Annotated in this window: 22 protein-coding genes; 19 read left to right on the top strand and 3 right to left on the bottom strand. The window is 35.7% G+C overall.

The annotated features are described in order from the left end of the window. Nucleotides 1–282: 282 nt before the first annotated feature. The 4 genes from E2636_RS07835 to E2636_RS07850 all read left to right on the top strand — a co-directional run bounded on the left by E2636_RS07835 (nt 283) and on the right by E2636_RS07850 (nt 2,858). A complete protein-coding gene (locus E2636_RS07835) occupies nt 283–957 on the top strand; it encodes a DNA alkylation repair protein (protein ID WP_134209697.1) in 675 nt (224 codons plus the stop codon). A gap of 288 nt (nt 958–1,245) precedes the next feature. Further along, a complete protein-coding gene (gene yhfH / locus E2636_RS07840) occupies nt 1,246–1,374 on the top strand; it encodes a protein YhfH (RefSeq protein WP_017381381.1) in 129 nt (42 codons plus the stop codon). Between the two features lie 345 nt (nt 1,375–1,719). Continuing rightward, on the top strand, nt 1,720–2,157 hold the full coding sequence (locus E2636_RS07845) for a GNAT family N-acetyltransferase (RefSeq protein WP_134209698.1): 438 nt from the start codon (nt 1,720–1,722) through the stop codon (nt 2,155–2,157). A 383-nt stretch (nt 2,158–2,540) separates the two neighbouring features. After that, a complete protein-coding gene (locus E2636_RS07850; protein ID WP_322789590.1) occupies nt 2,541–2,858 on the top strand; it encodes an HIT family protein in 318 nt (105 codons plus the stop codon). Between the two features lie 323 nt (nt 2,859–3,181). Here E2636_RS07850 and yfkAB read toward each other — a convergent pair whose 3' ends face one another. Further along, the gene (yfkAB, locus tag E2636_RS07855) at nt 3,182–4,297 is read right to left on the bottom strand and encodes a radical SAM/CxCxxxxC motif protein YfkAB (RefSeq protein ID WP_134209699.1); all 1,116 of its coding nucleotides are present in this window, start codon (nt 4,295–4,297) and stop codon (nt 3,182–3,184) included. A gap of 114 nt (nt 4,298–4,411) precedes the next feature. Here yfkAB and E2636_RS07860 point away from each other — a divergent pair, with 114 nt between their 5' ends. The 15 genes from E2636_RS07860 to E2636_RS07930 all read left to right on the top strand — a co-directional run bounded on the left by E2636_RS07860 (nt 4,412) and on the right by E2636_RS07930 (nt 22,193). Then, nucleotides 4,412–4,813: a thiol-disulfide oxidoreductase DCC family protein gene (locus E2636_RS07860; RefSeq protein WP_134209700.1), complete on the top strand. Its 402-nt coding sequence runs from the start codon at nt 4,412–4,414 to the stop codon at nt 4,811–4,813. A gap of 18 nt (nt 4,814–4,831) precedes the next feature. After that, entirely contained in the window at nt 4,832–5,320 is a 489-nt protein-coding gene (locus E2636_RS07865) for a DinB family protein (protein WP_134209701.1), read from the top strand. Between the two features lie 138 nt (nt 5,321–5,458). After that, nucleotides 5,459–8,167, top strand: coding sequence for an aconitate hydratase AcnA (gene acnA / locus E2636_RS07870; protein ID WP_134209702.1), 2,709 nt, complete (start codon nt 5,459–5,461; stop codon nt 8,165–8,167). Between the two features lie 309 nt (nt 8,168–8,476). Continuing rightward, complete coding sequence (locus tag E2636_RS07875) at nt 8,477–11,692, top strand: AfsR/SARP family transcriptional regulator (protein ID WP_134209703.1); 3,216 nt, start codon at nt 8,477–8,479, stop codon at nt 11,690–11,692. A 132-nt stretch (nt 11,693–11,824) separates the two neighbouring features. Next, the gene (locus E2636_RS07880; protein WP_134209704.1) at nt 11,825–13,066 is read left to right on the top strand and encodes a substrate-binding domain-containing protein; all 1,242 of its coding nucleotides are present in this window, start codon (nt 11,825–11,827) and stop codon (nt 13,064–13,066) included. Between the two features lie 94 nt (nt 13,067–13,160). Next, nucleotides 13,161–13,934: an ABC transporter ATP-binding protein gene (locus tag E2636_RS07885; RefSeq protein WP_134209705.1), complete on the top strand. Its 774-nt coding sequence runs from the start codon at nt 13,161–13,163 to the stop codon at nt 13,932–13,934. After that, nucleotides 13,912–14,619, top strand: coding sequence for an ABC transporter ATP-binding protein (locus E2636_RS07890; RefSeq protein WP_134209706.1), 708 nt, complete (start codon nt 13,912–13,914; stop codon nt 14,617–14,619). The genes E2636_RS07885 and E2636_RS07890 overlap by 23 nt, the downstream gene beginning before the upstream one ends. Before the next feature lie 12 nt (nt 14,620–14,631). After that, nucleotides 14,632–15,492: a branched-chain amino acid ABC transporter permease gene (locus tag E2636_RS07895; RefSeq protein WP_134209707.1), complete on the top strand. Its 861-nt coding sequence runs from the start codon at nt 14,632–14,634 to the stop codon at nt 15,490–15,492. Between the two features lie 4 nt (nt 15,493–15,496). Further along, nucleotides 15,497–16,495: a branched-chain amino acid ABC transporter permease gene (locus E2636_RS07900; protein ID WP_134209708.1), complete on the top strand. Its 999-nt coding sequence runs from the start codon at nt 15,497–15,499 to the stop codon at nt 16,493–16,495. After that, nucleotides 16,495–17,499 carry a 3-oxoacyl-ACP synthase gene (locus E2636_RS07905; protein ID WP_134209709.1) on the top strand — a complete coding sequence of 335 codons (1,005 nt, stop codon included), beginning with the start codon at nt 16,495–16,497 and terminating at the stop codon, nt 17,497–17,499. The genes E2636_RS07900 and E2636_RS07905 overlap by 1 nt, the downstream gene beginning before the upstream one ends. 18 nt (nt 17,500–17,517) lie before the next feature. Next, complete coding sequence (phaZ, locus tag E2636_RS07910; RefSeq protein WP_134209710.1) at nt 17,518–18,399, top strand: intracellular short-chain-length polyhydroxyalkanoate depolymerase; 882 nt, start codon at nt 17,518–17,520, stop codon at nt 18,397–18,399. A 55-nt stretch (nt 18,400–18,454) separates the two neighbouring features. Further along, nucleotides 18,455–19,936: a class I adenylate-forming enzyme family protein gene (locus E2636_RS07915; protein WP_134209711.1), complete on the top strand. Its 1,482-nt coding sequence runs from the start codon at nt 18,455–18,457 to the stop codon at nt 19,934–19,936. A 496-nt stretch (nt 19,937–20,432) separates the two neighbouring features. After that, nucleotides 20,433–21,173 carry a 3-oxoacyl-ACP reductase FabG gene (gene fabG / locus E2636_RS07920; protein ID WP_134209712.1) on the top strand — a complete coding sequence of 247 codons (741 nt, stop codon included), beginning with the start codon at nt 20,433–20,435 and terminating at the stop codon, nt 21,171–21,173. Between the two features lie 292 nt (nt 21,174–21,465). Continuing rightward, nucleotides 21,466–21,891 carry an acyl-CoA thioesterase gene (locus E2636_RS07925; RefSeq protein WP_134209713.1) on the top strand — a complete coding sequence of 142 codons (426 nt, stop codon included), beginning with the start codon at nt 21,466–21,468 and terminating at the stop codon, nt 21,889–21,891. After that, entirely contained in the window at nt 21,891–22,193 is a 303-nt protein-coding gene (locus tag E2636_RS07930; RefSeq protein ID WP_134209714.1) for a hypothetical protein, read from the top strand. Before E2636_RS07925 ends, E2636_RS07930 begins: the two co-directional genes overlap by 1 nt. 38 nt (nt 22,194–22,231) lie before the next feature. On the opposite strand, the gene E2636_RS07935 is transcribed toward E2636_RS07930, so the two are convergent. Both E2636_RS07935 and plsY read right to left on the bottom strand, forming a co-directional pair. After that, nucleotides 22,232–22,522, bottom strand: a complete 291-nt coding sequence (locus tag E2636_RS07935; protein ID WP_017381431.1) for a HesB/YadR/YfhF family protein — start codon at nt 22,520–22,522, stop codon at nt 22,232–22,234. A 35-nt stretch (nt 22,523–22,557) separates the two neighbouring features. Next, a complete protein-coding gene (plsY, locus tag E2636_RS07940) occupies nt 22,558–23,163 on the bottom strand; it encodes a glycerol-3-phosphate 1-O-acyltransferase PlsY (RefSeq protein WP_134209715.1) in 606 nt (201 codons plus the stop codon). Between the last annotated feature and the right edge of the window lie 50 nt (nt 23,164–23,213).

A 23,213-nucleotide genomic window follows, 5' to 3' on the forward strand; every position in this document is an offset into this window, starting at 1 on the left:
TATTATGAGAATCAACATGTTAAAAAGAGTTGTAAAAATATTTTGCTAATTCAAAATTCGAAGAGTATAATTGTAAAAAAGGAGTGTTTGAGTTGGACCAAATCATGATGAAAAAGCTCAATAAACAGGCAATGTGGTTTGTAGTGATTCATACGGTTTTTATTTTTAACCTCGCATTCGATATCATTGAATTTTTATGAAGATTAATCCCAAAAAAGAGGATAGCTAGTCTATCTTCTTTTTTTATAGCAATTATTAATAGTTATTGGAAGGTGTTCTAATGTGAAAAAACAATGGAGTCGTCATACATATACTCAAATGTTTGAAAATATTCGAAATGAACAACTAGCTGAACCCATGAAAGCCTATATGAAGCATCATTTTCCGTTTTTGGGGATTAAAAGCCCAGAACGAAAGGAAATACTAAAGACATTCTTTTCTGAACATGAAATACCTGAGAAACCTGAATTACTTGAAGAGGTGTGGGAGATTTATCAATTGCGAGAGCGCGAGTACCAATACGCGGCAATTGCTTTACTCAATAAAAAAATTAAATTACTAAACATTGATGATTTAGTGTTTATTGAGAAGTTGATAGTCGAAAAATCGTGGTGGGATAGCGTTGATTCCATTGCACCTACGATTGTTGGTCATATCGTCAAAAAAGACCGTCAGAGCGGAGAACAAGTTATGCTAAAGTGGTCAGAATCTGACAATATGTGGTTAAATCGTGCAGCAATTTTGCATCAGTTAAAATATAAAGATGCCACAAATGAAAAAATGCTAATCGAAATTATTTTAAAACATACGCATTCAAATGAATTCTTCATCCAAAAGGCAATTGGTTGGGTGTTAAGAGAATATGCAAAAACGAATGCAGCATTTGTACAACAGTTTGTAACATCATATGAGTTAAAACCATTAAGCAAACGTGAGGCTATAAAACACTTTAAATAATTATGGTTCTGACCGATGTGCTAGATAACAAAAAAACCGACTCTCTTTCAAGTTAAGGAGAATCGGTTTTTGGCATATTCTAAATGCAAACATAGTAACCCGTTACGATCCTTTTATGTGGTAGGTCAACCTTTATCTTTAAAAAGCGTTCTACCATAAACTTATCAACTCTTTTGTAGTGAAAGTATATGTTGACAAAGTATATAAATTTTATTTTATAACAGTATTGATTTTTAAAATCTGTTATAGTACAATAAACTTAATAAAAAAATAAATGGGGGTAATAAAATGAAAACTTTGGAATTTTACCGTAACTTACCGGAAAAAGAATGTCGTGAATGCGGAAGTGAAATTAAAGAGCAACATGAATCTTATTTATATGAATGTGAGCATTGTATGGGTAAACATGAAGCATAGATAACATGGTTTTGGTATTAAAAACGGAAGATGAAAATAGTGTGCAAAACTAAAAAAGACATAAACAATATTCTTCTGAAAAGAAGAATATTGTTTATGTCTTTTTATTTGTAATGGGATAAATGTGGAGAAGAGGGGAGAAAAATTAATTAAGTACGGAAAAATAATTGATGACTTGTGCCTCCTACTAAGTTTCTTTTTTATGATTCAATATTAATCAAAGCAAAACGTTTCTCTTGTTGAACTCCCATTAATATTATTTGGTTTTGTGCTACATGGATGGCTATCGGTAAGTAAGAAAAGAATATGATAAACTTAATCTAAAATTCTTAAAGGGGTTTATGCATGAATACGTTAACGATTAAAGAACTTCAATCACGACAAGAAATTATTGAAGCATTTCCAGTTATGAAGCAGTTACGCACTCATCTTGATGAAAATACTTATCTTGAATTAGTGATTGATGCACAAGAGAATGACAGATACAAAATGTTTGCTTTACTAGATAATGATAAAATTGTAGCAGTTACAGGTTTTAAGCCGATGATAACACTTTACTATGGTAGATCTGTTTGGGTTTGTGACTTGGTTACAGATACTACTATACGTTCAAAAGGATACGGAGAAAAACTACTTACATATGTTCATGAATGGGCAAAAGAAAATAAATATGAAAGTGTTGCATTATCTTCAGGATTACAGCGTACAGATGCTCACAGTTTCTATGAAGATAAGATGAATTATGAAAAAGTAAGCTATGTTTTTAAAACATCTTTAATTTAATTGAGTAGGGTCTTCTACTAATTTGTTTCGTCAATAAATACATCTAGTAAATTATATTTGAACTTGATTTGGACGATGCGTGGAATATTTAAAGCGAATGAAGTGCTTTTCTATCGTAAAGCTCGAAATTAAATAAAGAGTTTACTGTTTATTAAAGAAAAGAAAAAAACATTTAGTAGGACTTTTCTTTTTTCAAAAAGACCTTTCAAGTTAACATAGACAGAATTATTTAATAGAGGTGAGCTATGTGAAAGTTGATAATACGCAAGAGAATTTGGAATGTTTAGGATGTACATTGGCGAATCAAGATTTAGTAGTTCATGTGGTTTATGAAGATAAATTTGTTTGTTGCATTTTAGACCACGACCGAGGGACACATTTTAATATTACCTAAGAAACATTTTGGCGATTTAGATGAACTTGATTTAGAAACAGCGATTGCCATAATGGAAGCATCTCAACTACTTTCAATAGCTTTTAATAAAATATATAAACCCGAAGGTATAACCATATGTCAAGATGGTGGTATATTATTTAATGATTTGTCTAATTACCATTTGCACGAGGTACCAAGGTATGAAAATCAATCTTTTGCTAGTTTTTACACAGAAGAACCTTGGAGTAATGAAGATATTAAAAACAAAATGCCAAGTACACGGGATGAATTAGTGAAAATTATCGGTGAGTTATTAGTACAATAGTCAAAATAGAATACCAATTAAAGAGTGAAAAAACACTGCCTTCCAGCGGTGTTTTTTTACTCTTTTCTAGCTGGATAATTGTAGTATTCCGATCTCCTCTTATCGCTAAACAATTGCTAATTCCTATGCTAACACAAGCTCTATTTGAGTAAATAGTTGATGTATAAATGTTAAAAGACCGCTAATTCAAATGCGAATTAACGGTTTATTTTGATGTTTAATTGTGTTGTGTACAGCGAACTGAACGGCTTACCAATGTTTTTATAGTCCCTTTTTATATGGTTTTAATGTCTTACATTCCGGTTATCAATTCGGCATCTTTCTCATTTAACTGATCCACTTACAAATGTATGGTCTTTGTAGTACATGTTTTTCACTAATACGTTTGGACCAAGGCATTTTACAGCGGGACAATGGCAGTTCAGTTCTTTTGCAAGAGTCGAGTCTAGCCATAGATCGAATATGTTAGGTAAAGAATCACTTTTGAGATTGCCAAGTACAGGTGCGTCACCAAAATCAGTCACAATGACTTCTCCAGAGAAAATATTAATATTTAATCGTGAACGTCCATCTGGGTCATTTCGAACAGTTACATTCAATTCTTCTTTCAGTCTTTGTTGAAGTTTACGATCCTCAATGCTATCGCTACATGGATAAAATGGCAATGTGCCAAATAACATCCAGGTGTTCTTATCTCGGATATCCAATAAATGATGAATAGCTTGTCGTGTTTCTTCTAGAGTCAAAGATGACAAACTGCTAGCAAAATCAGAGGGATACATAGGATGAATTTCGTGTCTTGCACATTTCATTTCTTCTACAACTTGACGATGTATATGCTCTAAGTAAGGTAAAGTCTTTTTATTTAACATGGTTTCTGCAGATACCATTACACCCGCTTCAGATAACATACGACTATTTTCAATCATTCGCTTAAATAGTGTAGCGCGCTGCTCGTAGGATGGTTTTCTCTCCATTACTGCAAACCCTGTTTCCACAAACTCGTCCACCGTTCCCCAGTTATGTGAAATATGTAAAACATCTAAGTAAGGAGCAATCATCATATATCGCTTTGGATCAAGTGTTAAATTCGAGTTAATCTGTGTGCGTACCCCTCGCTCATGAGCGTATTTTAATAGAGGGAGAACATAATTCGTCATCGACTTTTTCGATAACATCGGTTCACCACCGGTTATGCTTAACGTTTGTAAATGTGGAATTTCATCTAGACGCTGGCGCAAAAGGTCAAAGGGTAATGCCTCTGGATCTTTCGTTTGTAATGTATAGCCAACTGCACAATGAGCACAACGCATATTACAAAGTGTCGTTGTAGTGAACTCAATGTTCGAAAGAGTTAGCTTCCCGTGGATTTCCATATCTAGATAGGCTTCCCAAGGATCGTAGGATGAGGTAAGTCTCTGCATTGTTGTGTTCTTCATTAAGTAAACATCCTTTCTAACATGAAACATTGTCCCATAACTACTTCTTATTGAAAACGTTAGATTGTAGATTTCAAACGAATTCAAGTAATATAAGAAGAAAAGGTGAATTTTATGGAGTATACAAATCCAATTCTTTTCTACGATGGAAACTGTGGTTTTTGTCAACGTTCGGTACAATTTGTATTGCAACATGAACAAAGTGAAGTAATGTACTTTACTCCACTTCAAAGTGATCTTGCTACTCAAATTAAAAAAAAGTACCCGGAACTTCAAAAAAATGATTCAATTATCTTACTTAAGGGAAAAGAACTATTAGTAGAGTCTGATGCAGCTATAGCACTTGCATCCTATTTACGTGCACCGTACCATCTTTTGAAATACACAAAATTTGTACCGAAAGTGTTTCGCGACAGTGTATATAGGATTATTGCGAAGAATCGACACCGCTTGCTACGCAATAACGAATCGTGTTTAGTGCCGACGACCCACCAAAGGAAAAGATTTTTGAGTTAAAGTATAGGGGGTATTTAGATGTTTTTAGAAGACAATAATGCAATCCGAAAAGTGCTATTTCAGACAGTTGAAGGATTAACAGACGAACAGTTCAACAAAATCCCATCAAATGGAGGTTGGTCTGTAAAACAAATATTTGAACACCTCGTGCGAATGGAAACAGTGATTGCGACAAATATCGCAAGAGAACTAAAAAATCCAGATAGCCCAAAGTCGATGAAAAAACCGATTGCACTTTCTACGAATCGTTTAATAAAAGTGAAAGCCCCAGGTTATACTGCACCAACCAAAGATTATAAAGTAAAAAAAGAAATGGAGAAAGAACTCCATGATACACGTCTATTCTTATTAGATGTCTATGAATCAAGCACAAAAGATGTCTTTCTTAAAAAATCATTCAAACATCCCATTTTTGGTCAAGTGCCATTGATCCAATGGTTTCCCTTTGTCGGTCTACATGAAAAAAGACATCTAAAACAATTAAAAAAAACAATCGAAATGTTGTAAGGTCATAACAAATACTTATCACAACCTATAATCTTTATGTAATTTACTTATAAACTAGACTGAGTTATGATTAGAAATGGAGAAAAGTCGCTAGCAATAGATGAGAGCCTTTTCATAAATTAAAAGGAGGAAATAGACATGGCAAAAAGTAACTTGCACAATAGCCGCACTTCTTTCGAATTGAACGGTAAAACGTATAACTACTACCGTTTAGCAGCACTAGAAGAAGCAGGGGTAGCAAATGTTTCCAAACTTCCTTATTCAATTAAAGTATTACTTGAGTCCGTATTGCGCCAACATGACGGATATGTTATCAAAGATGACCACGTAGAAAAATTGGCAAAATGGGGTAAGGACGTTGATCCTGAAGCGGAAGTTCCGTTTAAACCATCACGCGTTATCCTTCAAGATTTCACGGGTGTACCAGTAGTTGTTGATTTAGCAGCACTTCGTTCAGCAATGGCTGAAATGGGTGGAGACCCAGACAAAATCAACCCAGCAATACCGGTTGATTTAGTTATTGACCACTCTGTTCAAGTAGATAAATATGGTACATCTGACTCACTTCGCGTTAACATGGAGTTAGAATTCGAACGTAATGCAGAACGTTACCAGTTCCTTAGCTGGGCTCAAAAAGCTTATGACAACTACCGTGCTGTTCCACCGGCAACGGGTATTGTTCACCAAGTTAACTTAGAGTACTTAGCAAACGTTGTTCATGCAGTAGAAAACGAAGATGGTTCATACGAAACGTATCCAGACACATTAGTAGGTACTGACTCACATACAACAATGATTAATGGTATGGGTGTTCTTGGATGGGGCGTTGGCGGAATAGAAGCTGAAGCAGGTATGCTTGGTCAGCCTTCATACTTCCCAATACCTGAAGTTATCGGTGTTAAACTAACAGGTGACCTTCCAAACGGAACAACAGCAACTGACTTAGCACTTAAAGTAACAGAAGTACTTCGTGCACAAGGCGTTGTTGGTAAATTTGTTGAGTTCTTCGGAGCTGGCGTAACAAAATTGCCACTTGCTGATCGTGCGACAATTGCTAACATGGCACCTGAATACGGTGCAACTTGTGGTTTCTTCCCAGTTGATGAAGAAACACTTGCATACATGCGTTTAACAAGCCGTGATGAAGAGCACATCCAAGTAGTGAAAGAATATTTAACTGCAAACGGTATGTTCTTTACGGCCGATAATGAAGATCCAACATACACAAACGTTGTGGAACTTGATTTATCTAAAATTGAGCCAAACATGTCAGGACCTAAACGTCCACAAGATTTAATTCCTTTATCTCAAATGAAACTTGAGTTTAACAAAGCGGTTGTAGCTCCTCAAGGTAACCAAGGATTCGGTCTATCTAAAAAAGAATTCAAGAAATCTGCAACAATTACATTAGATGGCAAGGAAGTAACAATTCCTACAGGCGCTATTGGAATTGCAGCAATTACATCATGTACAAATACTTCTAATCCATTCGTTATGATCGGTGCGGGTCTTGTTGCGAAAAAAGCAGCAGAAAAAGGCTTACGTCCACCAGCATTTGTGAAAACTTCACTTGCTCCAGGTTCAAAAGTAGTAACAGGTTACTTACGTGACGCTGGACTTCTTGAACCACTAAGTGCTGTAGGATTTGACTTAGTTGGATATGGTTGTACGACTTGTATCGGTAACTCAGGTCCAATGCTTCCAGAAATCGAAAAAGGTATCATTGAAAACGATTTGCTAATTACTTCTGTCCTTTCAGGTAACCGTAACTTTGAAGGTCGAATTCACCCATTAGTGAAAGCAAACTACTTAGCTTCACCACCACTTGTTGTTGCATATGCACTAGCAGGTACGGTAGATATTGATCTTCAAAATGAATCACTTGGGCAAGACCAAGCAGGAAATGATGTATTCTTTGCTGACATTTGGCCAACAACTGATGAAATCAAAGCAGTTATGCTTAAAACGGTTACACCTGAATTGTTCCGTAGTGAATATGCACGCGTATTTAATGAAAATGAGCGTTGGAATGCGATTGAAACATCAAACGATGCATTGTATACATTTGATGAAGATTCAACGTATATTCAAAATCCTCCATACTTTGAAGGATTATCAATTGAGCCAAGCGATATTCAATCGTTAGCTGGACTTCGTGTAGTTGCTAAATTTGGGGATTCAATTACAACTGACCATATTTCACCAGCTGGTGCAATTGGTAAAGATACACCTGCAGGTAAATACTTGCGTGACCGCGGAGTAGAAGTACGTAACTTTAACTCATACGGCTCTCGTCGTGGTAGTCACGATGTAATGATGCGCGGTACATTTGCTAATATTCGTATTCGTAACCAAATCGCATCAGGTACAGAAGGTGGATTCACAACTTACTGGCCAAACGGCGAAATTATGGCAATTTATGATGCTGCTATGAAATACCAAGAAGATGGTACTGGCTTAGTTGTTTTAGCAGGTAAAGATTATGGTATGGGATCTTCACGTGACTGGGCAGCTAAAGGGACTAACTTACTAGGCATTAAAATAGTTCTTGCTGAAAGCTATGAACGTATTCACCGTTCGAACTTAGTAATGATGGGTGTTTTACCACTTCAATACATGGCAGGTCAAAGTGCAGAAACACTTGGCTTAACAGGGAAAGAAGAAATCAGCGTGAATATTGCTGAAGGAGTAAAACCTCGTGATATCTTAAAAGTTGTAGCTAAATATGCTGACGGTTCTGTAAAAGAATTCGACGTTTTAGCACGATTTGACTCAGAAGTAGAAGTTGATTACTATCGTCATGGTGGTATCTTACCAATGGTATTACGTGACAAATTGAAAAACTAAAAATTTATGAGAAGACTGTCCTTATGGGCAGTCTTTTTTTCGTAAAGGGATTGCTTATACGAAAAGGACGAGCGAAGTGACTGTCACTTCGCTCGTCCTTTTTGTTCTTGAACTTATAGTTCGATTCAAAGCGACTAGAAAACCAACTTACATAGTACGGATAGTACGGAAAGATACATGAAATAAAAAATAATTGTTTGTCGATAGAAAAAAGGAGGGTGTATTAATTTTATCACTGAATTTTCAATCAAATTAAATATTGCTATGATATAATTTTGGTAAATAGTTTGTAAGAGAGGGAAATTTTACATGGACGTACCTTTACTGAAGTCAAAAATCGTTCCACCCGTAACCAGTGAAACGTATATGCGTAGGGCTTCTTTAACGCGCACATTTAAACAAATCTCTTCAAAAAAATGTGCGTTGATTTCAGGTGGAGCAGGATATGGAAAAAGTTCTGCTATTGCTCAATTTATCGCGGATAGTAGAATTAATTGTTCGTGGTACACCGTGTCATCTGAAGATGATGATTTGGTTCCGTTTTTAAGATACTTAATCGGTAGCATTCAACGTATCGTTCCTAGTTTTGGGCAACAATTGCTGAAGGATTTGTCTATTCAACCTTCATTTACTAGTGATAAAGAATTAATAACTTGGCATGCATGGTTTGTAAGTGAGCTAGATCAAATCGCTGAACCTTTAGTAATTGTCATTGATGATTATCATTTAATCGATCATGTTTTCTCTATCAATTTTATGGTGGAGAGAATTTTAGAACACTGTCCATCATATGTACATATTGTTTTGATTTCTCGATCAAAACCTAAATGGACACAGTTATTAAAGCTAAAAATGAATGGACAATTAGTAGAAGTGAATGAAAAAGACTTGGTTTTTACAGAAGAGGAAATAATTGTTTATTTTGAAGATTATTTTGATCGTCATTTAACAGAAAAAGAATCCAAGTACATTTCGGAAATTACAGAAGGTTGGGCAATTGCTATTCAATTAATGGCAGTTAAATCTGTAAGTGAAGATAGTAGTTTTAATATTTCTCTAAAACCAGCTATGGAAGATTTATTTCATTATTTGTCCGAAGAAGTATTTACTAGATATAAAGAAGAAGAGCAAAGTTGGCTCATGCAATTTTCAGTTTTCCCGACATTTTCTCTGAAATTCATTCAGTTATTTTTTGGTAAGGAAGCTGTTCACTTCTTACAATCGTTCCGTAATCAACACGGCTTCATTCAACAATTAGGTGAAGGTTCGGTTTTTCGGTATCACGCATTATTTCAACAATATTTAATTACTAAATGGAAACACACTAATCTAGTAGAATTTCAAAAGGCACATAAATTAGCTGCAGAACATTTTGAACAGAAAAGCGATTCTATTCGTTTAATTTATCATGCACTTCAAAGTAAAGATGTTCATTTTATCACTCAAATTGTCTTGAAAGCTGTGCCTAAGTTATTAAAATTAGGGCAATTTGATTTAATTATAGATAGTTTAAAAGAGATTCCTCAAAGTTATTTTGACGAGTATCCAGCACTTTATTACTTTGAAGGAGAAGCTAATCGGTATCTGGCATATTATGAAAAATCAAAACAAGCCTATCAAAAAAGTTTATTATTAGCTACAGCTAAAAAAGATGCTTTTTATACGAGTTATGCACATGCAGGGCTTGCGCATATCTATTTAGATACGATTCAGCCAGGTTTAGCTGATCCGCATTTAGCGAATGCCATATCTTTTGCGAATCAAACGGATGCCATGTCACAGAAAGATATGAGCAATTTAAAGCGACAATTTGCAGAAAACCTCGTGAATTTAGGAAAAACAAAAGAAGCAAAAGCTTTTATTGAAGATGAACAATTACCAGAGACTTTATTAATCAATGGTAATTTAGATGCACGAATATTATTAAGGATGGGAAAATTATCTGACTCACTTCAATTATTAGAAAATCGCTTGAGAGAAGAAGATATGGTGCCAGACTCACATCGTGAAACGGCTGTTCTATTAGCTTTACTTAATGCAATGATAGGCAATCTTTCTCGGGCTAGTTACTATGCAACTAAAGGGATTGAAAGTGGAATCAGAGAAAAATCCAAATTTGTAGAAGCCGTTGGATTGATTAGAAAAGGTCATGCGGAAAGTATAGATCGACATCATTTTTTAGATTCTCCTGATTCTGAGCGTATGTACCTACAAGCAATCGAAAAAATGGATCAACTGAATGTATCAAGGGGAAAAGCAGAACCGTATTTAGGGTTAGCGCTTTTAAAAGCTAAACAAGGATTACAATATGAAGCGTTGATTCTTGCAGAAAAGGGATTAATAGAAACTGAACGTGTTCAAGATGCCTGGTTATCTGCATTTATAAAAATTGGCATAACAATGATTTATTGTACATTTCATCAGTATGATCAGGCGAGTAGCTATGCAAAACAAGCAAAAGTTGACTTTACTTTATGTGGAGATTCATTTGGTAAAATGGTTTCTTCGTTTTGGTTGAGTATTTGTGCATTTGAATTAGAAGACAAAGAACTATTTACACAAGAAATCAAACAGTTTGCTCATATACTTTTGGGAGAACAGTATATATTTTTTATTGAAAAAATAACAATGTATGGACCGTTTGATATTCAACAATTCTACCCGCTAATTCAGTATGCGATGAAGAACTGTCCTGATAATGAAGAAATTCATCGCATAGGTCAACATTTACAAGTAGAGCAACATGTTATTTACCCGGGTTATACTTTACATGTTCAATTACTAGGTCCAATATCTATTTCTTTAGGTAGAGAGGAAGTAGAAGATCGTAAATGGCAACGTGAAAAAGCAAAAGATTTATTTGTATATTTATTTATCCATAAAAATAGATTTGTTCCAAAAGAGGAACTGGTGAGTGAACTATTTGGTGGTCAGGATGAAAAGACTGCTGTTCGAGATTTCAAGGTGGCACTTAATGCACTGTATAATGTACTCGAACCAAAAAGATTTCCTCGTGCGGAATCTTATTTTATCATTCGTAAACAAACAATGTATCGAATTCATCCTAAAGCAGCAATCGTTAGTGATGTCGAAAAATTTCAACAGCTAGTTGCTCAAGGATTAGATGAACGAAATCCACAACTGGCTAGTGCATTATTAAAATCAGCTATAGCTTTGTATAGAGGAACTTATTATTTAAATCAAAATGTTTACAATTGGTTTCAATTTGAGCAAGACCATTTTCACCAAATTTATTTACAAGTTATTGAAAAGTTAGCTCAGAATGCTACTAGACTCCAGCAATTCGAGCAAACCATTTACTGGGCTGAAAAATTAATAAAATTGGATTATACATGGGAAGAAGCATACCGTCTTTTAATGTACGCGTACTATCAAAAAAACAATAGATCACAAGCGATTAAGTGGTATGAAAAATGTGTGCAAATGCTCTTAGAAGAGTATGAATTGAAACCCATGGAAACGACAGAACGAATGTTTGAACTGATTGCTAATGGATATGCCTAACCTGTTTCGAGTAAATCTCGATACAGGTATTTTTATATTTCTAAATTGTAACTCATTTGTAACTAAGGTTTTATATGATAAAAACGAAACAAGTAATCGCTTACAAAAAGTACAAAGAGGAAGGGGATTTTCATGAAAAGAAAGGCATGGTTTTTTCTGTTTTTAGCTTTCGTATTAATCATTAGTTCTGCTTGTACAAACTCAGACACTACAGAGGACACCAAAGACAACGAAGGGAAGGTTCCAGTAAGCGGTACTGGGGAAGAAGGGGGCACTATTAAGATTGGCGTGTTAGCCTCTTTAACTGGAGCCTTAGAATCTTATGGTAAACAAACACAACGTGGTTTTGATTTAGGGATAGAATTCGCTACAGATGGAACTATGGAAGTAGCAGGCAAAAAAATTGAAATTGTTTATGAAGACACTGAAACGAAACCAGAAGTAGCTGTTCAAAAAGCGACTAAGCTACTAGAAGACGATGAAGTGGATTTTCTTGTAGGATCTTCTAGTTCTGGTGATACGTTAGCGGTCTTACCACTAGCAGAAGAATATGAAACAATTATGGTAGTTGAACCAGCAGTTGCTGACAGTATTACAGGAGCTGAATTTAACCCGTATATTTTCCGTACATCACGAAACTCATCACAGGATGCAGTTGCTGGAGCTGCGGCAATTGCAAAATCAGGTGTTAAAATTGCAACGTTTGCACCTGACTATTCATTTGGTTTAGATGGAGTTGCAGCGTTTAAAAAAGCAGCAGAAAAATTAGGTGCTGAAATTGTTTTAGAAGAGTATGCAGACCCAGCGGCAACAGATTTCACCTCCAACTTACAAAAAGTGATTCAAGCAAAACCGGATTATTTGTTTGTCGTTTGGGCAGGAGCAAACTCACCTTGGAATCAAATAGCAGATTTAAAAATTCAAGAAAAAGGCATAAAAATTTCAACAGGTGCTCCTGATATCCCAGCTCTATCGACCATGGAGCCTTTAGTTGGCATGGAAGGATTTTCTGTTTATTACCATACATTACCAGATAACAATGTGAATGATTGGTTAGTAGAAAAACATAAAGAAAAGTTTAACGGGGAAGTTCCCGACTTATTCACTCCAGGAGGAATGTCAGCTGCAATATCAATTATAGAAGCATTAAAGAAATCTGAAGGAAATGCAGATGGTAATGAATTAATCGGAATTATGGAAGGGATGTCTTTTGACACACCGAAAGGAACCATGACGTTCCGTGAAGATGATCATCAGGCTTTACAAACGTTGTACTCCATTAAACTTGAAAAACAAGAAGGTATTGATTATCCCGTGCCGGTGTTAATTCGCGAATTATCACCGGAAGAAACAGAACCACCAATTCAAAATTAAACTACTGAGACGGCCTGTTCATTCAGGTCTGTCTCTCTCCATGTGTGAGAACCAGTCTTGTGTATGGAGAGAGACAGAAGAAAGGATGAAACCCATGACAACGATATTAAAAACTGAAAACTTAACCATTCGTTTTGGTGGACATATAGCTGTAGATCACATAAATTTCGAAATGCCAGAAAATCAATTCAAATCAATTATTGGACCAAATGGAGCTGGAAAGACCACTTTCTTTAATTTAATTAGTGGAGAATTAAAACCAACTGAAGGTAAAGTTTATTTTAAAGATGAAGATATGATCCGTTTTTCTTCTGTTGACCGCACGCGAAAAGGGTTGGGTCGTTCATTTCAAATTACGAATGTGTTCCCTAATTTAAGCGTGTTAGAAAATGTGCGTATAGCTGTACAGTCCAAAGAAAAAATTCGCTACCAAATGATACGTCATATTTCAAAGTACACATCTCTTAGTCAAAAGGCTGAAGAGTTGCTAGGACTTGTTCGACTCTATTCAAAAAAACATGTAATTGCAAGTCAATTATCTCATGGGGAAAAACGCAAACTTGAGATTGCGATGTTACTAGCTTTAGACACGGAAGTTTTATTGTTAGATGAACCGACAGCAGGGATGTCACTCGAAGAAGTTCCCGCAATATTGGAAGTCATTAGACGGATAAAGGAACAAGGAAATAAAACAATTCTATTGATTGAACACAAAATGGATATGATTTTAGATTTATCGGATTCCATTATGGTGCTGTTTAATGGCAAGGTTTTAGCAGACGGAACCCCGATAGAAATTATGCAAAATGAAATGGTTCAAAATGCTTATTTAGGAGGATTATACGATGAGCACATTGCTAAAAGTTGAGGACGTTCACACCTATATTGGACAATATCATATTTTGCAGGGGGTAAACTTTCAAGCAAATGAAGGAGAGGTCAGTGTATTACTTGGTCGTAATGGTGCAGGGAAAACAACCACACTTAAAACAATATTAGGTTTAACACCCGCTACCAAAGGACGTGTTGCCTTTAAGGGACAAGAGATTACAAAAAAACAAACTCACGTGATAGCAAACAATGGAATTGGCTATGTTCCAGAAGATCAAGGCATTTTTGCCACATTGACAGTTGAAGAAAATATGAAAGTGGCTATGCGTACTGAAGATGAAAAAACTATAGGGAAGCAGGACTATGTATTAGATTTATTTCCAGATTTAAAAATATTTTGGAAAAAAGATGGTGGTCTATTATCAGGCGGACAAAAACAAATGTTAGCTATGGCACGCGCCTTTGTAGGAAACAATCAACTTCTTTTAATAGATGAACCTTCAAAAGGGCTTGCACCTATTGTAATAGAAAAAGTGATGGAAGCCATTATTGACATGAAAAAACATACAACCATCGTATTGGTCGAACAAAATTTTATGATGGCAAGCCGAATTGGTGATACATATACACTCTTAGATGATGGTGAAACCGTCCAATCGGGATTGATGCAAGACTTAATACAAGATGAACAAATAAAGCGTAAATATTTAGGGATAGGATAAGGAGGTACAGTAATGGAACTACTCATGAATTTGACCATAAATGGGCTAGCCACCGGTATGTTAATCTTCCTTTTAGCTGCCGGGTTAACGTTGATTTTTGGATTGATGGACGTACTTAACTTTGCACATGGTGGATTATTTGCATGGGGCGCATTTTCTTCAGTTTGGTTTTATTCACTTACGGAAAGCTTTGTACTTGCTATTCTTGGCGCTATTCTAACGGGTATCATCCTGGGATTTATTACAGAAAAGCTAATTATCAAACCCGTATATGGCAATCACGTCCAACAAATATTAATCACATTAGGTTTTATGCTCGTGTTAACAGAAATGTTAAAAGTCGTTTTTGGTCCAAATCAAATTGCTGCCAAAACCCCAGCTTACTTTGCAGGTAGCTGGGAAATCGGGGACGTAATTATTATTAAATACCGTGTGTTCATTATCGTTGTAGGTTTCCTTGTGTTCGGTATTGTTCAATATATTTTAAAGAAAACGAAAGTTGGTTTAATCGTTCGTGCAGGTGTAATGAATAAGGAAATGGTTCAAACACTCGGTATTAATATAAATAATGTATTTCTATATGTATTTATTGCTGGAGCAGTATTGGCTTCTCTCGGTGGTGCTTTAATGGCACCATACTCAGGTGTAATATACGCAGAAATGGGAATGGAATTTGCCATATTAGGATTCATTGTCGTCGTAATAGGAGGGATGGGAAGTTTTCCAGGATCCTTGCTAGCAGCAATTTTAGTGGGTTTAACAGGAAGCTATATGGCTTACTACGTTCCTTCCCTATCGTTAGCAGTAAACATGTTGATTATGGCGATTGTATTAATTTTCCGACCGCAAGGATTATTTAGAGTAAAGGGGTGAAGAGATGACTACAAAATATCAATGGAACAATATTTTCCTAACCATTATTGTCATTGTGTTGTTCATCTTCCCTTTTGTTACAGACTCAAGGACTTGGACAATACTTTTAACACAAATTTTCATTTTTTCGATTCTAGCAATGAGTTATGACATTTTACTAGGATATACAGGTATTGTGTCATTTGGTCACGCGATGTTTTTCGGAATTGGTGCGTATACCACAGGAGTAATGCTAGATCGCGTAGAGCCAACGATAGGTGTTTTTATTTTATCAATTGTCACAGGCATGATCATTGCAGGCATTATTAGCTTTATTGTGGGTTTATTGACTTTACGCTTAAAGAGTCATTTTTACGCTATGTTAACACTTGCTCTATCAGGATTATTTTTAGTTCTTACTGAAAAATGGCGTAGTTTAACTTCAGGGAATGACGGTTTTACGTTCCGGGCACCAGAAGTTTTTAAAGATCGTGCGGTGTTCTATCTAGTCGTACTAGTGTGTTTAGTTGTGACCTATATTTTACTTAGACGATTTGTTCAATCCCCACTTGGTCACATATTAGTAGCAGTCCGTGAAAATGAGCAACGAACAAAATCATTAGGTTTCAAAGTGCTACATTACAAAGTGATTGCATCAGTTGTGGCTGGTGTTGTGGCGAGTTTAGCAGGAGCACTCTATGCAATAAGTTTACGATTTGTAAATACCAGCGTCTTGACGATGGATATTACATTAGATGCCTTATTAATGACAATCATTGGCGGTGTTGGAACACTTATTGGACCTATAATAGGCGCTGGGGTAATAGAGTTATCGCAACACTATTTGTCAGGACTTGCAAAAGAATATCCTATTTTTGAACGTTGGATTATTTTCTTTGGAATTCTCTATATTTTAGTGGTAATTTTCTTTCCGGCAGGTATTGTCGGAACGATACGACAAGCTTATTATAAAAGAAAAAAACCACATGTAGTAGAAGGTCGATCTAACTCGGAGGATTTATAATGCATATTGGAATCGCTAGTACTGGTGTATATATCCCTTCACAATTCATGTCGGCGGAAGAAATTTCATCTTCTTCTGGAATACCATTACATGTTGTCAAGAACAAAATGGGGATCACAAAAAAAACCATTCCTGGACCTAATGATCATACTGTTCAAATGGCTATATGGGCAGCTCAAAATGCACTTGTAAGAGGTCGAATTGACCCGAAATCAATCGATTGTATCATTTATATTGGTGAAGAGCATAAAGAATACCCTTTATGGACTGCAGCAATTAAAATTCAAGAAGAAATTGGTGCTTTTCACGCATGGGGTTTTGATGTTTCACTTAGATGTAGTACAACAATTTTAGCTTTGAAGTTAGCAAAAAGCTTAATGTTATCTGATGATTCAATAGAGACAGTACTTTTAACAGGTGGTTATCGAAACGGAGATTTTATTGATTATTCAAATGAACGAACACGGTTCATGTTTAATCTTGGTGCTGGTGGAGCTGCAATAGTTTTGAAAAAAAATCATGGTGAGAATATAGTTCTTGAATCAGACATTATGACAGATGGATCGTTTTCTGAAGATGTTGTTGTTCCGGTAGGGGGCACAAAAACCCCATTAACAGGAGAGTTATTAGCTTCAGGTGCATATAAACTTGATGTTTTAGATCCTAATGGTATGAAAAAGCGATTGGAACTAAAATCTATGCAAAATTTTCTACAAGTTATTAGACATTCGTTGGTAAAGAGTGGGTTTTCAGAACCAGATATTTCATACCTAGCTATACTTCACATGAAAAAATCAGCACATGACTTCGTATTACATGAACTTGGATTATTGGAAGATCAGTCAATATATTTACATGAATATGGACATATTGGCCAACTAGATCAAATCATTTCTTTACATCTAGCAGAGCAAAATGGAAAACTTCAAAAAGGAGACATCGTTGTATTAGTTAGCGCGGGTATCGGTTATGCCTGGGGAGCTACAACAATAAATTGGGGATAAAAATAGGGAGGAATTCACATGACGTTGCAAAAAGTGTTACTAAGTAACGGGGAAACTATTTCTTATCGTGAACGGGATGGTGGAGAACAAGTGATTGTGCTCGTTCATGGAAATATGACATCTTCCAAGCACTGGGATATCTTGATTGATGAATTAGATTCGAAATACAAATTGTATGCACTCGACTTAAGAGGTTTTGGGGAATCGAGTTATCATACTCGTGTTCAAGGAATTGAAGACTTTGCTCATGACTTAAAAGGTTTTGTCGATGCTTTAGGACTTGATGCATTTCATTTAGTAGGCTGGTCAACTGGTGGTGCAGTTTGCATGCAATTTGTTGTTGAATATCCTGGTATGTGCAAAAAGCTTGTCCTTCTGGCATCAGCATCCACTCGAGGGTATCCATTCTATGGAACGAACGCAAATGGAACGCCCGACATGCAAAGACGTCTACAAACAATTGAAGAAGTTGAAAATGATGCAAAAACAAAAGCCATTCAATGGTTATATGATACAAACAATCGTGAGGGATTAAAATCGGTTTGGAATGCGTTAATTTATACACATAAACAACCAGATGAAACAAAATATGAAGAATATGTAACGGATATGTTAACACAACGGAATTTGGCGGATGTTTATTATTCGTTGAATAGGTTTAATATAAGCGGCATTCATAATGGATTAATTGAAGGGTCAAACAAAGCTAAAAATATATTAATACCGGTATTAGTTTTAAGAGGAGATCGGGATTTTGTGATTTCTCAACAAATGACGCTCGAAATAGTTGAGGACCTTAGAAATGTTGCGACATATATTCCGTTAATAAATTCAGGTCATTCCCCACTTATTGACGATTTGTTACAACTAACACAACAAATTGAAACGTTTTTAGGGTAGTAGATTAAGTGGTAGATTATGGTTAAATGATGTGAAACAGGAAGGAGGGGAACCAATGTATAACGATCAAACCTGGTTTTTAAAACGTGCAAAAATGGTCCCTTCTCACCTAGCGTGTATAGATATCAATAGTGGTCAGCAATGGACGTATGCTCAATTTACAAATTTAATTAAAGAATGGGTCCATCGGTTATCGCTTGAACAGTTGAAACAAGGTGACCGAGTTGCAATTCTTGCTAACAATCACCCAGAGTTACTCGCCATTTTATTCGCATGTGGATTGAAAGGTTATATATACGTACCCTTAAATTTCCGTTTAAGTCTAATCGAACTGACAGAGATTCTTACTAATTGTGAACCAGCCATTCTAATTACTGATTATTCTTATGAAGAGCTTATATACTCATTGCCTGTTAAAAAGATGCTAAACCGTGAAGTGCGACTAGAAGGGAAATCATTTATTAATGAGTCAATTCAAGTGACATCTATTTCTGCTGATGAACCATGGATGATAATCTACACAGGAGGCACGACAGGTAAATCTAAAGGTGTACAACTTTCTTATAACAACGTAAATTGGAATGCAATGAATACCATTGTAAGCTGGGGGCTTTCTGATAGAGATTGCACGGTTACATATATGCCTTTATTTCATACCGGAGGTCTAAACGCACTTTCAATCCCTATATTAATGGCGGGTGGCACAGTAGTCATTGGTGACCGATTCGATGGGAAGCAAGCGATAGAGGAAATAATTAAACGTAAAGCCACTATTTCATTGTTTGTACCGACAATGTATCAAGTGATGACGCAAACAGAGACATTCAAAAATAGTGATTTTCCAAACGTAAAAGTTTTTTTATCTGGTGGTGCTCCATGTCCTTTTACTATATATGAACAATTTGAAAAAAAAGGATTACCCTTTAAAGAAGGCTATGGTCTTACGGAAGCGGGTCCTAATAATTTTGTGATTGATGTAGATGCTGTAAAGTTTAAGAAAGGTTCAGTAGGTAAGAATATGCAATTTGTAGATACGTTAATTGTTTCAGTAATGAATAAACCGACTGCTATTAATGAGGTTGGTGAACTCTGGATTCGCGGTAAACATGTATTTACAGGTTATTGGCGAAATGAAAAGGAAACAGCCGATGTCATGAATGACGAGTGGTTAAAAACGGGAGATTTAGCAAAAATGGATGCTGAAGGCGACTATTATATTGTTGGAAGAAAGAAAGATATGATTGTGACGGGTGGAGAAAATGTGTATCCTCAAGAAATCGAGCATTGCTTAATCCAACATAGAATGATTAGAGAGGCAGCAGTTATTGGACTTCCTGATGAGAAATGGGGGGAAGTTGTTACTGCATTTATTTCTCTTACAGAACCTGCTTCGTATTCAGAAAAACAATTAATTGACCATTGTCGTCAGTATTTAGGTGGCTACAAAGTCCCGAAGGCATTTGTTATAGTAGAAGAATTACCTAAAACACATGTTGGAAAGATAGATAAAAAAAAATTGCTTTACTTAAAACCTTAGGTGGCAAGGCATTACTCAAGGTTTTTCAATACAAACTTCAAAATCATGGATTAAATGTATATTTTCTAATGAATTATGGCAGATTGTACTTGGGGTAGTTTTTTTGCTAAGGAAGTATTCTCCATTTTTAGAAACTTAGCGTTAATATTTTCTCAATATTTAGTTTTCAGCACTAATTTCCTTTCCTTCGGGAATTTTTGGAACGATTCGATAAGCTTTTCATAAAATGAAGATAATACGTGTGGTAGAAATGAACAATCAAATTGAGAGAAATACGATAATAATACCGTTACACAAAAGGAGACAATGTCTTATGAGTTAGGAAGACTATAGGTTATGCTTAGTGAGCAATAGTAATTAATTGGGTTTATAAATACGAGTATTTATATGACGATAAACCAATTTCTTATCTTGAACGCTATGGTGTAGGCTGCTTAATGATGATTTATCACAGCTAACACATCGAATTGATGAATTATATATAGGGGGTCATTTTTTGCGTTTACAAAATCAAGTTGCCATTATTACCGGGAGTGCAAATGGCATTGGATATGCAGCGGTCGAACGTTTTGCAGAAGAGGGAGCTCAAGTCATTCTTGCTGATTATGATGAAGTAACGGGGACAGAAGCTGCTAAACAGTTAAAAGAAAAAGGATATGACGTGACATTTATACACGTAAATGTAGCAGATCGGGAAAGTGTACAACAATTAATTGGTCAAACGGTTAAAACGTATGGCGGTATTGATATTTTGGTCAATAATGCAGGTATTACAAGAGATGCAATGTTATCTAAAATGGACCCTGCTGATTTTCAGTTTGTATTAGATGTCAATGTAAACGGTGTCTTTAACTGTACACAAATTGTACTGCCACACTTAATTGAAAAAGGAAAAGGGAAAATTATTAATACTTCTTCCATAAGTGGTGTATATGGAAATGTAGGACAAACGAATTATGCTGCCTCAAAAGCTGCTGTGATTGGTATGACTAAGTCATGGGCAAAAGAGTTGGGTCGAAAAGGTATTAATGTTAATGCAGTCGCCCCAGGATTTACCCGTACTTCAATGGTGGAAAAAATGCCTGATAAAGTTATTCAACAAATGACGTCAATCATCTCTTTGCAACGATTAGCTTTGCCAAAAGATATTGCAAATGCCTACTTATTTCTAGCATCATCAGAATCAGATTATGTGCATGGTCACGTCCTTCATGTTGACGGAGGAATAATGATGTAAGAAATGATGGCAGGAAGGGTACATTTGTATAATGGTCAATCTTCATTGTTAAATTGGACCTTCTCTCCAAAGCTATTTGTATAGCTAGTGATCGAAATGAACCTATGCTCAATTATCACATCTAATTGAAGATATGAATGAACTCCATACATACTCGATATATGCCAAAATTCTAACCCGAGTTGTTCTTCCACAAGAGATAATATTCATTAATAAGCAACTACTCGTAGCTATAATTTCAAGAACTGCTTTTTCTTGTTCAATTTTGTATAATGGACGAGAGGTGAGCAAGATGTTTGTGAGTGAAAAAGAAATTGAAATACGATACGCTGAAACAGATCAAATGGGCGTTGTTTATCATGCCAACTATTTAGTATGGATGGAAATTGGCCGAACAAGTTTGATTGAAGACTTAGGATATACCTATGCTGGTTTAGAGCGAGAAGGATACTTATCTCCTGTTACGGATTTGACGATTCAATATAAAGCATCGATGAAATATGGCCAGAAAGCTACCGTTCGAACTTGGGTAGAATCACATGGTAAACTTCGAACTACTTATGGCTATGAAATTCTTCACGCAGACGGAACTATAGCTGCGCTAGCTAAGTCTGAACATGTACTGGTAAAAAAAGATACATTTCGACCGGTGTCACTTAGAAAAGTGGATGCACAATGGGATGCTAAATATACTGAAATTGCAAAGGTCAAAAGCTAATGGCTTTTGGTCTAAAACGTCCAGAACTGCTATCATGGAAAGAAGCTGTCAGCAGAGGGGATATTGCTTTTCTCACTCATTACTGGTTAGATGAACGTTTCCCAGGTTGTAAAACGGTTACGAAAGTAGGTTGTTCCGATATTGACCGACTGATTAAGTGGGGAGCTCAATACGGCTTAAAACCTGAGTGGATCGATTATAAAAAAGAATATCCACACTTTGATTTATTCGGACATCATCAAGAAACTATTTTGCTTAAAGAAGGCATGCTAGACCAATTACAACGTTTCACACATAAATAAAATCCACTATGAGTAAACACTCATAGTGGATTTTATCTTTATTTCTTATATGAATAGGTAAGTTCTTTTAATTCTTTGTCAACGTTTACGTGTAAATCATGATGATCAAAATACCATTCATCTCGACTTTCAATATAGAAATGAATGTTATCTTCTTCATACTCAACTGAAGGATCCATTGGTTGTTCTTTGGTTACACCTAATGAAAAAGCATCATGCAAAGAACTTGAACCACCGTAGCGAGCATAAAAATGAATATATTCTCCAGATTTCGTTTCCATTTCTTCTTTAAACCAGGTCATTGCTTCTTTTGATATGACAATTTTCATTTTTACACACCCTTTCATAGTCTACACGTATTATATTATAGCCACTTTACTTTTGGCTCGGTTCCTGCCTTTATTCGTACAATATTTGCTCGATGGCGATATAATACAAATGATGTTAACAAAATAATAACCACTAATAATGGGATATCAATTTTATAAAAAACGTTGTATAGGGTGGTATAAACTAAACCAATAATACCAAGAACCATTGACGTAAATGATACCATTTTCGATAGTTTCAAAACGATAAAAAAAGACACGAGCATAAGGATGAATATCGGCCAGTGATACGCTAAAAGAACGCCACCAGAAGTCGCTACAGCTTTACCACCCTTAAAGTTAGCGAAAATCGGATACATATGACCTACAACTGCTACTACACCTAAGATGAGCGGGTGTATGTCTGTAACTGAGAAGAAAGGAATGAGCGGTAACAAAGTAGCTGCCGTTCCTTTTAAAATGTCCAAAATGGAAACAATTAATCCAGCTTTAACACCTAATGTTCTAAATGTATTTGTTGCGCCTAAATTTCCACTGCCATGTTTTCGGATATCTGTTTTGTAAAAAATTTTTCCAATCCATAAAGCAGAAGGAATAGATCCTAGCAAATAAGCTAGTAATAAGATAATTACAATGTTCATAGAGTGCTCCTTTTAATTACGTTATACTTCTTGATATGTACAACCTAGTT

It is taken from the genome of Paenisporosarcina antarctica (assembly GCF_004367585.1).
GTDB classification, from domain to species: domain Bacteria; phylum Bacillota; class Bacilli; order Bacillales_A; family Planococcaceae; genus Paenisporosarcina; species Paenisporosarcina antarctica.